The sequence below is a fragment of the Pseudomonas extremorientalis genome, from assembly GCF_001870465.1.
Classification (GTDB): Bacteria; Pseudomonadota; Gammaproteobacteria; order Pseudomonadales; family Pseudomonadaceae; genus Aquipseudomonas; species Aquipseudomonas extremorientalis.
Map to the genome: position 1 here is coordinate 1 of NZ_MDGK01000062.1, position 15,169 is coordinate 15,169.

General features: G+C 61.1%; 11 protein-coding genes and 1 tRNA gene. 4 read left to right on the forward strand and 8 right to left on the reverse strand.

Annotation, left to right across the window (positions count from 1 at the left end):
- Positions 1-65 precede the first annotated feature (65 nt).
- Positions 66-141, forward strand: a tRNA-Gly gene (locus tag BFN10_RS26660).
- Between the two features lie 89 nt (positions 142-230).
- On the opposite strand, the gene BFN10_RS26665 is transcribed toward BFN10_RS26660, so the two are convergent.
- Positions 231-1,022 carry a response regulator transcription factor gene (locus tag BFN10_RS26665; protein WP_071492228.1) on the reverse strand — a complete coding sequence of 264 codons (792 nt, stop codon included), beginning with the start codon at positions 1,020-1,022 and terminating at the stop codon, positions 231-233.
- Between the two features lie 139 nt (positions 1,023-1,161).
- On the opposite strand from BFN10_RS26665, the gene BFN10_RS26670 reads away from it, so the two are divergent.
- Both BFN10_RS26670 and BFN10_RS26675 read left to right on the forward strand, forming a co-directional pair.
- Entirely contained in the window at positions 1,162-2,265 is a 1,104-nt protein-coding gene (locus BFN10_RS26670; protein ID WP_071492229.1) for a polyamine ABC transporter substrate-binding protein, read from the forward strand.
- Positions 2,266-2,324: 59 nt separating this feature from the next.
- Positions 2,325-2,576: a hypothetical protein gene (locus tag BFN10_RS26675; RefSeq protein ID WP_071492230.1), complete on the forward strand. Its 252-nt coding sequence runs from the start codon at positions 2,325-2,327 to the stop codon at positions 2,574-2,576.
- Positions 2,577-2,587: 11 nt separating this feature from the next.
- Here the strand turns inward: BFN10_RS26675 and pdxR are convergent, their stop codons facing one another.
- Positions 2,588-4,093 carry a MocR-like pyridoxine biosynthesis transcription factor PdxR gene (gene pdxR, locus BFN10_RS26680; RefSeq protein WP_071492231.1) on the reverse strand — a complete coding sequence of 502 codons (1,506 nt, stop codon included), beginning with the start codon at positions 4,091-4,093 and terminating at the stop codon, positions 2,588-2,590.
- Between the two features lie 77 nt (positions 4,094-4,170).
- Between pdxR and BFN10_RS26685 the strand changes: the two genes are divergently transcribed.
- Positions 4,171-5,832, forward strand: a complete 1,662-nt coding sequence (locus tag BFN10_RS26685; protein WP_071492232.1) for a M24 family metallopeptidase — start codon at positions 4,171-4,173, stop codon at positions 5,830-5,832.
- A gap of 140 nt (positions 5,833-5,972) precedes the next feature.
- Here BFN10_RS26685 and BFN10_RS26690 read toward each other — a convergent pair whose 3' ends face one another.
- The 6 genes from BFN10_RS26690 to BFN10_RS26715 form a co-directional block, all read right to left on the reverse strand.
- Positions 5,973-8,141, reverse strand: coding sequence for a hypothetical protein (locus BFN10_RS26690; protein ID WP_071492233.1), 2,169 nt, complete (start codon positions 8,139-8,141; stop codon positions 5,973-5,975).
- Between the two features lie 118 nt (positions 8,142-8,259).
- Positions 8,260-9,999: a dipeptidase gene (locus BFN10_RS26695; protein WP_071492234.1), complete on the reverse strand. Its 1,740-nt coding sequence runs from the start codon at positions 9,997-9,999 to the stop codon at positions 8,260-8,262.
- A 95-nt stretch (positions 10,000-10,094) separates the two neighbouring features.
- Positions 10,095-11,312 (reverse strand): phospholipase D-like domain-containing protein, encoded by a 1,218-nt coding sequence (locus tag BFN10_RS26700; protein ID WP_071492235.1) that lies wholly within the window; start codon positions 11,310-11,312, stop codon positions 10,095-10,097.
- A gap of 154 nt (positions 11,313-11,466) precedes the next feature.
- A complete protein-coding gene (locus BFN10_RS26705) occupies positions 11,467-12,114 on the reverse strand; it encodes a MotA/TolQ/ExbB proton channel family protein (RefSeq protein ID WP_071492236.1) in 648 nt (215 codons plus the stop codon).
- A 17-nt stretch (positions 12,115-12,131) separates the two neighbouring features.
- Positions 12,132-14,414 (reverse strand): TonB-dependent receptor, encoded by a 2,283-nt coding sequence (locus tag BFN10_RS26710; protein WP_071492237.1) that lies wholly within the window; start codon positions 14,412-14,414, stop codon positions 12,132-12,134.
- Positions 14,415-14,438: 24 nt separating this feature from the next.
- Positions 14,439-15,167 (reverse strand): energy transducer TonB family protein, encoded by a 729-nt coding sequence (locus BFN10_RS26715; RefSeq protein WP_071492238.1) that lies wholly within the window; start codon positions 15,165-15,167, stop codon positions 14,439-14,441.
- Positions 15,168-15,169 lie beyond the last annotated feature (2 nt).

Below are 15,169 nucleotides of genomic sequence, written 5' to 3' on the forward strand. Positions count from 1 at the left end.
GTGGCCTAGGACACCGCCCTTTCACGGCGGTAACAGGGGTTCGAGTCCCCTAGGGGACGCCATTTGCGGGAATAGCTCAGTTGGTAGAGCACGACCTTGCCAAGGTCGGGGTCGCGAGTTCGAGTCTCGTTTCCCGCTCCATATTCGACAAAAACGCCGATCAGCAATGATCGGCGTTTTTGTTTGTGCGTGATTTGTGCAGAGCCGCCGCAGGCCCGCTGCGGCAGCGTTCAATGCGCCGTCTGGGCCTCCTGCGCCGGCATGAAAAAACGCGCAAACAACTCGGACTGAGACTTGATGTTCAGTTTGTTGTAGAGGTTGCGACGGTGAACTTTGATGGTCTCTGCCGACAGGTTCAGCTTGCCGGCGATTTCTTTGTTGGAAAAACCGCTCAACAGCAACTTGAGCACATCTTTTTCGCGCGCAGTGATTTGTGTGCCCAGTTGCACGATGGCCTCTGACCAGGGTGGCGGTTCGTCCTGGCTTTTTTCCGCATCAGTCTCAAAGCACATGCGTTGATGCATCAACGCCATCACCCATGGCTTGATAATGTCCAGGGTCGCGATCTGCTGTGGGCTGTATCGCGCGTTGCTGCCGAATGAAATGCACAGCGTTCTGTCGGCGTCGAGTTGTACGTTGTACTGCACCTCATCCACGCTGATGTACTGGGCGAAATACTGGTGGTAATACTCGGTGGTCAGGAAGTGCTCCGGCGCAATGTCGGACAGATGAAAAAAGCCGCTCTGCGGGTTTTCGCGGTTGGCAATGTAGAACGGGTCGAGCAGGTACAGCCCTTTTACGTAGCGCTGGGTCAACGCGTCCACTTCGTCCGCATCGGCGACCTCAGTCACGCTGACCACCCGTACCTGGTGGTCGCTGAAGATCAGCACGACCCAGTTGTCGATCTGGACGTATTCCTTTAGCACGCGAACCAGTGAGCTCCAGAACGCCGGTCGGTTCAGTTGCATGATCAGCGTCCCGGCCGACCGATGCCAGGCCAGGTTGTGAAGGTCGAGCGACATGTACTACCCCTTTAGGGTTAGGCATTCATGGGGCTGGGCTAAGTACTTCTAGGTATTTACTAATCGGACGTGCCGAGTATATTCACCCCTCAGCGGATGAAGGCCATGATGGCCTGTCGTTTTTGACAAGGATAGCGATATGAGTCAACCCCGTTTGCGCGCCATGTTCATGGCGGCGCTGGTCTGTATGGGCGCGAGCGCGCCGGTCTCGGCGGCCGAACCCCGGGTCAACCTCTACAACTGGTTCGGGCTGATCGCCCCGGAAACACCCAAGGAATTCGAGCAGAAAACCGGCACCCGGATGCACATGGATGCCTTCGACAGTGCCGAGATCATGCAGAGCAAGGTCATGGCCGGGCGTACCGGGTATGACGTGGTCGTCGCCACGTCGAATGTCTTGCCCAGCCTGATCAAGGCCGGCGTACTGGCGCCGCTGGACCGCTCTCAACTGAGCAACTTCTCGCATATCGATCCGGAGATGCTGGCGCTGCTCTCCGCCAATGACCCGGGTAACCGCTACGCCGTGCCCTACCTGTGGGGCACCACCGGCATTGGTTACGACGTGGATAAGGTCAAGGCCGCCCTGGGCGAGAATGCCCCGGTGGACAGCTGGGACCTGATCTTCAAGGAAGAGAACATCAGCAAGCTCAAGTCGTGTGGCGTGGCGATGCTCGATTCCCCGAGTGAAATCATTTCGATCGCCTTGCATTATCTCGGGCTGCCCAGCAACAGCCAGAACCCTGAGGATTACCAGAAAGCCCAGGCGCTGCTGCTGAAGATCCGCCCTTACGTCCTTTACTTTGATTCATCCAGAACGGATGCCGACTTTGCCGATGGCAACATCTGTGTGGTGGTGGGCTGGGCGAGCGGGGCGCTGACGGCACAGGCCATCAATGAAAAAAACAACACCGGGCGCAAGATTGCCTACAGCCTGCCGCGCGAGGGCGGGTTGGTGTGGTCGGAAAACTTCGTGCTGCTCAAGGATGCGCCGCATGCCAGGCAGGGTCTGGCGTTTATCAACTACATGCTTGAGCCGCAAGTGATTGCCAAGAGTTCCAACCACACGCTGTACCCCAACGCCAACAAGGACGCTACCGAGTTGGTCGAACAGAAGCTGCGCGACAACCCCTGGATTTATCCGTCCAAAGAGACCATTGCCACACTGGTTCCCCTTGAACCGCTGCCCTTGAAGTTGGAGCGAATCCGCACGCGTGTGTGGACCAAAGTGAAGAGCGGCACGTGACCGGCTGAATGACCAGGCATGCCGGGCGGTTGCAGGCGTGCCGTTGAAGGAGATCAATCATGGGCCAAGCGGAATATCAGCGCGACGTGAAGTCGGACGATGACGAGGCGTACACGCAAATCGAAGAACAGATCGGCCACTGTACGCCCGAACAAGCCTGGGCCATGTATTACGTCTCGACCGGCATGGTGCGTGAGTACATTACACGGGCGGTGATGGAGCATATTGGCCGGGGCAACCGGGCGCTGCTGCTGGAGTTCCCGGAATTGGCCCGGGCCGAAGAGAAATCCCGCTTCCTGCTGCCGCTCTAACCCCATGCCGATCAGCGATGATCGGCATTTTTGTGCGCGCGCGGGTTTGCCGCTTTGGCCAGGCGCACCGTGGCCTCACGAATTTCCGCCTGATTGAGTGAGGCAAAGCCCAGGCGCAACGCATTTTCCGGCCGGTCCATCGGCGAAAATTGCCGACCACTGCGTACGACCAGCCCATGCTCCAATGCGGTGGCCACCATCTGATCGACGTTTATCCGATCTTCAAAACGCACCCACAGCGCCAGCCCGCCTTCGGGTTCGCGCACCATGATCCGATCACCGAATGCCGCATGTAGACAGCCCTGCAAGGTTTCGCGGCGGGCGCGGTATTCCTTGGATACCCGACGCAGGTGTTTCTTCAATTCACCCGCGTTGATCAGGTCCGCGAGCATCTTCTGCGCCACCGCGTCGGCATCGCCCAGCATCAACGCAGCGTTGCCGTGCAGGGCTTCAATGACGGGTGTGGGAGCCACCACATAGCTGCAGCGAAACGTCGAGCCGAGCGCCTTGGACAGCGAGCCGACATAGAGCACATGGCGCTGTGAGCGGTCGCTGGCCAGCGGCAGGTAAGGTCGTCCGTTGAAGTGATATTCGTGGTCGTAATCTTCTTCGATGATGCAGAAGTCATGCAGCGCCGCCAATGCCAGCAACTGTTGCCGCCGCGCTGCGTGCAGGCTCACGGTGGTGGGGAATTGGTGGTGTGGTGTCAGATAGATCATCCGCACCTTGTGCTCGCGACACAGGTGATCGATCTGGTCGGTGCGGCAGCCTTCGTCGTCGACGTCCACCGTGACCAGTTGCGCGCCCAGCTTGCGGAAAATCTCCCAGGCCGGCGGGTAGCTCAGGCGTTCCACCAGCACCACGTCGCCAGGCTTGAGCAGCAGGCTGGCGCTCAGGTACAGCGACATCTGGGTGCCTTGGGTCAGGCAGATATTCTCGGCGCTGACCGTCAACCCGCGGTTGTTGCGCAGCATTTCGGCCAGGGCGCAGCGCAACTCATAGCCGGTGCCCTCACTGCCATAGCGCACCGTATTAGAGGCGAAGCTGTTGCGCAGGGCATTGCGGTAGTGGCGGTGCAGCACGGCTTGGGGCAGCAGGCGGTGGTCACTGGTGCCGTTGTCGAAAAACAGTGCGCCATGCCGGTGCTGCAGTGCCTTCGCCTGGGCGTTCTGGGTGAAGTACGGCGCGTTCGCGTGGGCCAGGATGGGCGGTGCGAAGGACGGTTGCGCGCGATTCGGCACTAGCTTGGGCGCCAATTGCGCATTGACGAAGGTCCCGCGTCGCGGCTCGCTGACCAGCCAGCCTTTGGTCATGGCTTCTTCGTAGGCCAGGATCACGGTCTTGCGGTTGACGTCGAGCAATTGCGCCATTTCCCGCGTGCCCGGCAGCAAGGTGCCGGGCGGCAAGCGGCCCTCGACGATTGCCGTCACCAGGCCTTCGGCGATCTTGCGGTAGGACGCCTGGCTGGCGCTCTCGTCCAGCTTGAGCAGCGGCCGCCATTTACGCATCTGGACCATCTGAAGTATCCAAAACTGGAGGTTTTAATGGGCCTAGTCTAGCGCAACAATCAAGCCTCACTCACCCCGAGGTTGTTATGAATACACGTCATGTCATCGAACTGTCCCCCTCGGGGAAAACCTTTGAGGCCGGTGATGAGCTGTTGCTCGATGCGATGCTCGCCAGTGGCCTGTCCGTGCCGTTTTCCTGTCGGCGCGGTGCCTGTGGATCGTGCAAGGTGGTGGTCGCAGAAGGGCAGTACCGGGCCAGGCAGTTGGCGCCGAACGCCCCCGCGCCGTGCTATCCGTTGGCGGCGAATGAAATGTTGTTGTGCCAGAGCCACGCCTGCGGCGACATGCGCCTGGAAATTCCCGGCTGGTCCCTGGACACTCCCGCGCTGAGTGTCGAGGCGCAAGTGCTGAGCAAGTGCGCATTGAGCCCTGACATCATTGAGCTGGTGCTGATGCCGGACCTGCCATTGGCGGTGCGTGCCGGCCAGTACCTCAAGTTCCGTCTGGTCGACGGTGACTCGCGGTGTTTCTCGATCGCCAACCTGCCGGCCGAAGATGACGGGCGCCTGGTCTTTCAGATTCGCCAGGTGCGCGGCGGGCTGTTTTCCGAGGCTGTTCTGGGCGACCTGGAGGCCGGCGACGTGCTGCAACTGGAGGGGCCTTTTGGTGCCTGCACCTGGCAGGACGTGGATGACAGCCCCGTGGTCCTGTTCGCCACGGGCACCGGCTATGCCGGCATCAAACCAATCCTGTTGAGCGCCTTGAAGCGCAATGTCGAGGTGACGTTGTACTGGGGCGGCGCGCAGCCGGCAGACTTCTATGACCGCGTGTTCCTGGACCAGTCCGTCATCGATCACCCGCGTTTTCACTGGCACCCGGTGCTGGCTTCGCAGGGGCGCGTGCAGGACGTTGCGCTGGGTCATGGGCATCACTGGCAAGTCGCCCAGGTGTACGCGTGCGGCAACGGCGCAATGATCCGCCAGGTCCGCGAGCAGTGCCTCGACGCGGGCTTGCCGGCTCACCGGTTTGTCGCCGAAGCCTTTGTGCCCAGTGGTGGCGCAGGCACGCAAGCGCCTACACCTGCGTTCGACCCGATCTGGGAAAAAATCGGCCCCCGTTATTCGTTTGACGGCATGCTGGCGGCCCGTGACCAATCCATCCGCGCCCTGGCGGCCATTGCCAGCCGACTGCGGGTCGGCATGACCACCGGCGAAGCCCTCGACATGGCCGCCGAACAACTGCAGGCCATGGGCGCATCGCACACCTGGCACCCGACCTATATTCGCTTTGGCGCCGACACGGTCCGCCCACCCCGCGAAGGGATCGACCGCCAGCGCAGGCTGCGCGCCAGCGATATCGTCGTGGTTGATCTGGGCCCGGTGTGGGACGGCTACGAGGGCGACTATGGCGACACCTTCGTCTTCGGTGACGCGCCGCTGCACCTGGGGTGCACGACTGCGCTGCACGAAGTGTTCGATGAAACCCGTGACGCCTGGTTACGTGGCCTCACCGGCCGCGAACTGTATGACTTCGCCGAGCAGAGCGCCGTGGCAAAAGGCTGGAGGCTGGCGCGCAACCTCGCAGGGCATCGCCTGGCGGACTTCCCCCACGCGCTGTTCGAGAACAAGGAACTGGCGGATCTGGATATCCCGCCGAGTGAAATGGCCTGGGTGTTGGAAATCCAGCTGTGCCATCCGACCGAGCCGATCGGTGGGTTCTTTGAGGATATCCTGATGCTTGATGCCTGAAGGCATGTGTGCGATGGAGCGTTTCTCCCGGTCTTTTCCTGGAGAACGGAGTCTTCTCAAGCAGGGCTACCCGCAACCCTTTTTACGCGCAGGTGATTACCGTCGCGCATCCCGCCGGGCCGGCGCCTACGACAACCCCGTCAAAGTGATTCATCGTGACGCCGCCACGGCGCCCCGTTCTGGCGTTTAAGCATGGCTTGCGGGCTCATGTACAGCTCCACCTGTTGCAGTATTTCCACGTGGCGAAGCTTGAAGTTGCTCGTGGGGGTGCTGATCGAGCCGTGCTCGAACAGCCTGTAGAAATGGACATCGCCCTTCAGCCGAAAGTTGGCTTCTTGCTGCGCTGCTTCGAAGTCATCATCCGGTAATTGCACCAGGAAAAACGACAGCAAAGGCCAGCGTTTCCATCGTTCCTTGTCTGATCCGGCGCCGACCGCCTGGTACGCGCGCCGCATCCCGAGCACACGCTGATGGTACTGCTCGGTGCTGGTGTGTCCGGTCATTGTCAGCGACAACTGGCTGGTCAATGCGGCTTGCGTGTAATCGCTGTATTCATAGGCTTCGTACTGGATCAAGGGGCGGCCTTCGACCTCAACCCATGTAGGTCCATGACGGCCATCCCAGCCCGGACTACCCGGCGATCCGATTTCGCTGTCCGTCAGCGGGATGGTCGTGGCCGAAACACTGCGCGGTTCGAATGTGCGGGTCGAATCCGGCGCTACACCAGGCCAGTAGGAACCCAGCGCAGCACAGATACGTGCATCCTCGGTAAACGGGCTGGCCAATTGATAGCCGCACAGCACATTGGTAAACGGCGCATCCACCAAACCTCGGCCAACTTCCCAGCCAGGACCGAATACACCGCTGGCAAAATCCGGTAGCCAGGATTGTCGCTGGGCATGCGCCACCTGGGGGGTTGCACGGGATGTTGTGAAGGACTGGGGATGGGAGACGATTGCGGTGACTCCGCGATCTTCCAGGGCAAAATAATTCCCCTCAAGGGACTGATTGATATAGAAGCGCACGTCGGAGAGCGGATTGATCCGCGTATGCCACACCTCCGGGCAGGGCGGCGTCGGGCAGGGGAATACCTCGGGGTCACTGGACCACTCCTTGAGCTCCCGTTGTCCGCACAGTGGGAAAAAGTCCGGGGCACCGATGATGGAATAGGCGGCGATGCTTTCCAGCGTCAACTGCGGGCAATGCGCGCGTACCCAACCCTCCGCCATTGAGTCCTGATAGTGCAGGGCGCGATAGCCGCCAGCCTTGACCATCGCGTCGACATTCTCCAGATCATTCAGGTCTTCGATCGAACCGTCATCGCGTACACGGTGCCGCCCGTGGATCAGGCCACCCGAGTCCGGCGGCATCATGAACGACAGTGGCTGTCCTTTGTAGTAAGCCGCTTCGACCAGGGTCTGCTTGGCATCAGGCACCAGCAACCCCGGCGCGAATGCTTCGGTATCTGCCCAATGGCTTAGCCCTTGGGTAATCACGAACGGCGCGTTGAGAATGTCAGGCTCTTGCCAGCCGGTACCACGAAAGCGCCTGTGGATCTGTCCGATCTTTTCATTGATCTGATGGTTTTCCAACTGCACCCTCAGGTCGAATCCCGCGAGGCATTCATCGCCATCAAACAGCTTGTGCAACGGTACCCAAAATGCCAGCTCCTGATCGCCAGGCTGGGCGTTCATCGGACCGAAACGCTCTGGCTGGCCAGCGCATTTTGCGGCAATAAAAGCGCCATAGCGCGCCGGAATAACGCGCATTCGATTGGGCTGGCCCTCAACGAATGGCAAGAACCCTCGCCGTATCGGATCGTAAAGCGCGTCGGCTGTTCCAACCCTTGCGACGCCCGCACGTGAAAAACACAAGTCCGCGTGGCAACGGTGCACGGTTTCAGGTTGTGGCCTGTATTCATAGGCGAACACGGCGATTGCCAGTTTTTGATCACCGAACGCCTCTAGGCTTGGTGGAGCGGCGCCGTAAACATAATTGAGCACCTGTTCGATTTCTGCAGCCGTCGGGAAAACTGTCAGTGCTTCGCCGCTGGCTCCGGTGCTTACATTCGGCGACGCGAATGCATGAAACAGCAGGCTATCAGCCGGTCGTCCAGGAGCAATGCCGTGCATTGCGCTGATGGAAAAATCTTCGAAGCCTGCCAGCGTGCGATTGATATGCAACGGTTTGGCGAGTTCTTCACGCAACGTATTTGAGGTGAGATCCAGACCATGCTGCAGCAAGAGGTCGCGCCACCCGAAGGGCGCCAGACGGGCACACGCGCGTTCGACAGCATTGAGCAAAGACACTGCGATTCCCCCGATAGAGTCAGAGGGCAGGGTACGCAAGAACATTCGGCGCGGTAACTGACCGAACGGCTAGGTCCGCGTAAAAAAGGACCCGCCAGGCTGGCGGGTCCGGTGAGGCTCAGAGCTTCGGCAGCTGGCCGATACGGCCCATCATTTCGGTGACGATCTGCAGGTCGAGCAGGAACTGGTCGACGGTCTTGAACTCGCCGTCGGTGTGCCCGGTGTACTTGACTTCCGGGCGCGCCAGGCCGAATTGCACGCCGTTGGGCAGTTCATGCACGGAGGTTGCGCCGGCGGAGGTGCCGAACTTGTGCTCCATGCCGAGGTTTTCCGTGGCGACTGCCAGCAGTGCCTTGACCCATTCACCTTCCGGGTTGCGGTACATCGGCTCGGCCACCGAGTAGGCGAAGTCCACCTTGACCTTGGCTTTCTTGTCCCAGGCGCTCAGCTTGTCGGCGATCTCGGCCTTGAGTTTCTCTGGCGACTTGCCCTTCGGCACCCGCAGGTTCACCGCCAGCTTGAAGGCTTTTTCATCCAGGCCGACAAAAGTCAGCGAGGTAGTCAGTGGCCCCATGAACTCGTCGGAGAAGCCCACGCCCAACTTGCCGCCCAGGTAGTCCAGGCCCCAGTTGTCGGAGGCATACCGCGCCGCGTCTGTGATGTGGTTGTGCTTGAGGGCGATCTTGCCGTCGACGCTGTGGATCAGCTCCAGCATGCGCGCCACCGGGTTGACCCCGGACTCCGGCTCGGAGGAGTGAGCGGACACGCCGGTGACGGTCAGCTTGACGTCTTTGCCGTCGACCTTGGCGGCCACTTCAAAATCGCCGCCGTTGCGCTTGGCGTATTCGCTGCCGGCCTTTTGCAGGCTGGCGGCCAACTCGGCAGGCTTGTCGCTGACGAAGGTCGCCACCGATGCCGACGGAATCTGGTTGGTGGCCATGCCGCCGGTCATCGCGATGATTTCCGCGCCTTTGCCTTCACCCTTGCGGCGCGGGAAGGTTGCCATCACCGTGCCGTAGCCTTTCTCGGCAATCACCACCGGGTAGCCGCCATCCAGCGCCAGGTTGTATTGCGGTGTCGGGTTCTTTTCGAAGTAGTAGGGGATCGCGTCGCCGGAGGTTTCTTCGGTGGTGTCGACCAGCAGCTTGAAATTGCGCGCCAGTGGCAGCTTTTCTTCCTTGATCACCTTCATGGCATACATCGCCACGACGATGCCGTTCTTGTCATCTTCGGTGCCACGGCCATACATGCGGTTGCCGATCAGGGTGACCTTGAACGGGTCGAGTTTGGTGCCATCTTTGAGCACCCAATTTTCCGGCGTCACCGGCACCACATCGGCGTGGGCGTGGATACCGACGACGTCGTCGCCACTGCCTTCCAGGGAAATTTCGTACACGCGGTTGTCGATGTTGCGGAAGTTCAGGTTAAAGGCCTTGGCCAAGTCCTGGAGCTTGCCGGCGATCTTGATGAATTCCGGGTTCTTGTACTGCGGCAGGCCATCCACGTTGAAGGTCGGGATTTCCACCAGCTCGCGCAGGGTTTCGAGGGCGGCTTTGCCGTACTTCACCCGGGTGTAGATGCCCAGCAGGCGATTGATTTCGTTCTGCTGGTCGGCGCTCAGGGTTTTGTTGTCGAGAAAGGCACTGATTGCCGGGCCTACGTCGCTGGTCTTGCCCAGGTCGCCTTTAGCCAGCGCGCCGAGGAAGCCGCGAAAATCGGTGACGGACGTTTCGTTGAAGTTCTTGAGAATCGCCGTGCTTTGCTCGGGCGTGATGTTGGCGAAGGCGGGGCAGGTAACAGCCGAAAGGCTCGCCGCAAACAGGGTGGCAGCCGCCAATTGCTTGAGTGGAAAGTGCATGGAGAGACGCATTCCTTTGCAGGTAGTGAGTAGGAAGTTTCTGATCGATCTGTCAGAAACATTTCCACACACTACCATTAGTCAGGTGCCTCTGGTCAATGCTGGCCAGGGTGGGGCTCGGGGTACTCAGCGGTCATGTCCAAGGCTCTGGCGTAGGGTCCATCCCACAACTGCTCGTGCAATTGCCCCACACGCTTGGCCATCGCTTCGTCGCGCATCACCACTTCCAGGTTGCGCGAATTATCCAGGTAGCCACCCAGCCAATTGCTGGTGCCGACCCACGCCACCTGGCCGTCGATCTCCATGGTCTTACTGTGGATCACCCGCGCATAAGGAATGAATCCCTGCCTGGCCTCGGGCAGGGTGACGATCTTGATCTGCACGTTGGGCAGCACCGCCAGGCTCTTGAGGTAGGGCAGTTCCAGCTTGTCGGTGTTCCAGTTGGACACCATCAGCTTGATCGACACCCCACGCGCCGCCGCCGCGCGCACGGCATTGTCGATCACCGCGTAGTACGGACGGGTCTTGTCCGGTCCGTAGGACAACGGTGCGTAGTCCAGCAATTGCACGCGCACTTCCTGTTTGGCTTCATTCAACAAACGCGGCAGTTCCAGCTGCGAGTCGCCCACGCCGGGCGGGTTGTAGCGCTGCGGGCTGGCGACCAGGTAGTTGCCGGTGCGCGGTGGTTCTTTACCCGCGACGGGCAGTGGCACCGGCTGGTTGTCGGCCAAGGCCTGCTGGGCTTTCCAGTCTTGTTCGAAGATGGCCTGCACCTGCCCCACGACCGTCGGATCAGTGATGCGCAGGCCGGTTTCGTGGATGTGCTCCAGCGAGCGCCAATCGAAATTCTGGCTGCCGACAAACGCCTGCTTGCCATCCACCACCAGGTACTTGGCGTGGATGATCCCGCCGCTTACACGGGCGTAGGGCAAGACGCGAAAGGTCAGGTTGGGGATCGCGCGCAGGCGTTCCAGGGTGGAGGCCTCCGACAACTTGATGCCTTTTTCTTCGAGCAAAAAGCGAATCTTCACACCGCGTTTGCCGGCGGCTTCCAGGCGCTCGATGACACGATCCATCACCGAGCCGGGGTGATCGGCGGCGTAGAACTGGCCGATATCTATGCGGCTTTTGGCGCCGTCGAACAGTTCGCTCCATACCGGGCCGGGCTGGCGCAGGTCGTCGGTGCCGAGGGCGGTGTCCACCGGTACGGTGTGTACCAGTTCAAACCCCGGAATCGAAAAGTCCGCCTGGGCCAGCGGACTGAGGAGCAAGCCGGCAAGGCCGGCGATACGCAATTTCAAGGAGACGGACATAACACTCTCTTCACTGATGTAGTGAGCGGGCTTGCCCCGCGCTGGGTGGCGCAGCCGCCCCAAACAGTCCACCGCGTTGTCCCAGAAAGACCGAGGTGCCTGGCTATGGGGTGGCTGCGCCACCCAACGCGGGACAAGCCCGCTCACCACAGGTTTATGCGGTGCGGCTGTGCAGCGGCGTCGGTACCCGATGCGGCACTTCACTCTGCACACGGGCACCGGTGGCGGCGCGGATCAGCAGGATTTTCAGCTGGTCGTTGATGCGCTCCAGGCGGTCCTGGAAGAAGTTGTGGAACACCACGCAAAACAGTGCGATGGCGATCCCCAGGCCGGTGGCGAACAGGGCCGTACCGATGCCACCGGAGATCTGGCCCGGGTCCGACACGCCTGCCGTCGCCAACGCCTTGAAGGTGTCGATGATGCCGAGGATGGTACCCAGCAAACCCAACAGCGGCGCGGCGGTGGTGATGGTTTCGATGATCCACAGGCTGCGGGCCAGCGGCGCGCGGGTGGTCAGGTACTGGGTCTCGATGACGTCATCCAGGTCCTTGCGCGAGCCGTTCGACGCCTTCTGTACCAGCACCGGCAGCACCATGCTCAACGGCAGGCTGTCACGACGGGTCAGGCTCTCCGGCAGGTCGCGTTCGCTGTGCACGTTGGCGCCGAGCACTTCGGTGAGTGCATGGGCCTGGCGGCGTACATACGCGAAATAAATCCCGCGCTCGATGGTGATGAAGATCGCGATGGCCATCGCGGCATACATCACATAGAAGGTGATGTCGTGGAGCAGGTTCATGTCCATGTTCAGTTACCTCGCAATTAGAAATTGGCTTCCAGGGAAACCGTCACGGTGCGTTCCAGGCCCACGATATAGGCCGGGTCGCCGTCACGGAAACCGCCGTAGGTGGCCGCGTTGGTCTTGGTGGTGTACACGCCGTCCAGGTACTTCTTGTCGAACAGGTTGTCGACGTTCAGGCGCAGGGTCGCGTCCTTGACCACTTTCTTGTCCACCGGCAGGTAGATACCGGCGCCGGCGTTGAATACGGTGCGCCCGGAGATGGCTTCGTCGTTGGTCAAATCGCCGTAGAGCTTGCTGGTGTACTTGCCGCCGAAGGTGCCGTAGAAGCGGCCGTCGTCGTAGCCGATGTTGGCGGCCAGCATGTTTTTCGGCACGTTGGCGAACTGCTTGCCGCTGGTGGGCAGTACGATCGCTTTGCCAGCGTTGTACACGGTCAAGTCGTCTTGCTGCTCGGCCTTGGTGTAGGTGTAGGAGGTGTAGTAGTTGAAGTGATTGGGCAACAGGCCGCTCCACTCCAGTTCCAGGCCGCTGTTGTTGACGGAGCCGGCGTTGATGTCGGCGAAGTCGCCGTTGATATCGCGCGACGACACCTGGCGATCCTTGAACTGCATGTAGAACAAGGTGGCGGCCACGGTCATGTCTTCATCGGTGTAGCGCCAGCCCAGTTCGTGGTTCCAACTGGTTTCCGGCTTGGCGTCGATGGAGCCTGCGCCCTTGTCGTACAGCACGTAGTTCTGCGGGATGCGCATGTTGCGTGACAGGCTGTAGAACACCTGGTCGCGTTCATCCACCTGGTATTTGAGGCCGGCGTTGGGCAGCAGTTTGTTGTAGGTCTGGTTACGTTTTTCTGCTTGCTCGGTGAGGCTGCCATGGTTGGTGCCGTCACGCTTGACGTTCATATAGGCCAGGCCGCCGATCAGGGTCCAGTCCGAGTTGATGTACCAAGTGTCCTGGGCCCAGACCTTTTGCGCTGGGGTGATGGTGAAGCGGTCGCGGCCCTGGATGGTGTTGCCATTGGCATCCACCACCGCCTCGTTGGAATCCGGCCAGGTGTCGACCGGCTTGCCACTGGCCTTGAGCGGAATGAACGGCTGGGTCTGGCTCTGGCGTGCGCGCTCGTACCAGTAGCCCACTTGCAGGCTGTGATCGCCCAGGTCCCAGTTAAGCTTGGTGGTGATGCCCGGACGCCAGGTCTGGGTGCGTGAAGGGCGATAGTACACGCCGCTGTTCGGGGTGCCGTCGGCGTTGTATTGAGCGCCGGTGGGCAGGTTGCCCAGGTCGAACACGCCGCCCTGGTTCGAGCCGCGGTTCAGGGCATAGCTGGACGAGCCGACGCCGCTGCCGTTACCCCAGTAGTAATACGGGATCACCGACAGCGCGAGGTTGTCGGCCAGTTTGAATTGGGTGTTGAGCACCGCGGTAAACGTCTGGAACGGGTTCTGCGCCAGGGCGTAGTAGCTGTTGTACTTGCCGTTGCTGCCCACGGTGGGGGTGGCGGGGTAAGGGTCGTATTTGCGGCCGTTCTGCTGGAACTGGGCCTTGGTCAGTTGGCTGTAACTGTTGTTGTCCTGCTCGTGGTATTTGAGGATCAGGTTGGCGGTGTTGCCATCGCCGGCGTCGAAGAAGCTGTTCCACTCGACTTTGTCCGCGCGCACGGCCCCCGAACCGCGCCACATCTGGCCTTCGGTATGGGAGGCCGACAGCCAGTTGCTCAGGCCGTTGATCTCGCCGGTGTTGAGGCGGGCGAAGGTCTTGCGGGTGGCGTTGCTGCCCATGATCTGTTTGACGAACGCACCGGTTTCCTTGGTCGGGCGAATGGTCACGATACCGATGTTGCCGCCGCTGGAGCCGATGTGCGGGCCGTCGGCTTCCGAAGAGCCCTGGGTGACGAAGATCTGCTCGATGTTTTCCGGGTCGCCCAGCAGGTTGGAGTACAACGCGTAGTTGCCGGAGTCGTTGATCGGCATGCCGTCCACCGACATCCCCACCTGGTCGGAGTTGAGGCCGCGCATGGTAAAGCGAAAGCCTGACAGACCGGTGTTGTCTTCACTGGAAATGTTCAAGCCTGGGGTGTACTTGAGCTTGTCCACGGCGTTGCCGGTGGCGGTCTGTTTATCCAGCGCTTCCTTGGTCACGGTGGAGCGGCCCTTGATGCTTTCTTCCTGCACCATGTAGCCGCCACCTGCCGTGGCCTTGCCCTGAACCCCAATGGTCCCGACGTCACTGTCACTGGTATCGGCCATGACCATTCCATGGCCCATGCTTGCGGCAACAAGTGCCAGATGAATCCGTGTGAACCTCATCTCTGTCGTCCTGGTGTCGGGTGCTTATTGCACGCTGTAGTTGAAGGTGGCGGTGAAGCGCTGCTCATTGCGGCCCCCGAAGGCTTGCTCGGGGAACGGCTTGACTTGCTTGATGCGACGCAAGCTGTTGGTGGCGGCCCGGTTGAGCAACATGCTCGAGGCCTGGGTTTGCAAGCCGGAGTCGAGAACCCGACCCTGGCGGTCGACCAGCAACCACACCACCACTTCGCCGCTCGGGCGTTCGAGGGAGGCCTGGCGCCCGGTGGGGTACTGTTTGTAGGTGTCCAACTCGTTGCGCAGCCCCTTGAGGTAACTGCCTTCCAGCGCTTGGCCGTCGACCTTGGGAGGGGCGGGCGGCGCGGGTGTCGGCGCGGCCTGGGCCACGGCCGCAGGCGCCGGTCTGGCGGCGACCGGTGGCGGCGTCGGCGCAGGCGTTGGCTTGGCCACCACGGGTTTGGGCACGGGCTTGGGTTTGGGCTCAGGCTTGGGTTTTGGCAGCGGCTTGGGCGGCGGCGGCGGCGGGGCCGGCTCGGCCTCTTCATCCTCGATCACCGGCGGTGGCGGCTCTTGTTCCACCACCGGTTCCGGGATCACCTCCGGCTCCGGTTCGACCAGCGCCAACTCGACGGCGGACTCGTCATACACCGGTTCGACCTTCAAGGTCTGGGACTGGATACCCAGTGCAATCAGCACCAGAGCGATCAGGGCCGGGACGCTGCCCAGCAGCTGACGCGCACGAAACAATACGTACATGA

Excerpts from the sequence above, each read along its gene's own strand:
- BFN10_RS26665 (WP_071492228.1), bottom strand. The coding sequence starts at position 1,022 with ATGTCGCTCGACCTTCACAACCTGGCCTGGCATCGGTCGGCCGGGACG.
- BFN10_RS26670 (WP_071492229.1), top strand. The coding sequence starts at position 1,162 with ATGAGTCAACCCCGTTTGCGCGCCATGTTCATGGCGGCGCTGGTCTGT.
- BFN10_RS26675 (WP_071492230.1), top strand. The coding sequence starts at position 2,325 with ATGGGCCAAGCGGAATATCAGCGCGACGTGAAGTCGGACGATGACGAG.
- pdxR (WP_071492231.1), bottom strand. The coding sequence starts at position 4,093 with ATGGTCCAGATGCGTAAATGGCGGCCGCTGCTCAAGCTGGACGAGAGC.
- BFN10_RS26685 (WP_071492232.1), top strand. The coding sequence starts at position 4,171 with ATGAATACACGTCATGTCATCGAACTGTCCCCCTCGGGGAAAACCTTT.
- BFN10_RS26695 (WP_071492234.1), bottom strand. The coding sequence starts at position 9,999 with ATGCACTTTCCACTCAAGCAATTGGCGGCTGCCACCCTGTTTGCGGCG.
- BFN10_RS26700 (WP_071492235.1), bottom strand. The coding sequence starts at position 11,312 with ATGTCCGTCTCCTTGAAATTGCGTATCGCCGGCCTTGCCGGCTTGCTC.
- BFN10_RS26705 (WP_071492236.1), bottom strand. The coding sequence starts at position 12,114 with ATGGACATGAACCTGCTCCACGACATCACCTTCTATGTGATGTATGCC.
- BFN10_RS26710 (WP_071492237.1), bottom strand. The coding sequence starts at position 14,414 with ATGAGGTTCACACGGATTCATCTGGCACTTGTTGCCGCAAGCATGGGC.
- BFN10_RS26715 (WP_071492238.1), bottom strand. The coding sequence starts at position 15,167 with ATGTACGTATTGTTTCGTGCGCGTCAGCTGCTGGGCAGCGTCCCGGCC.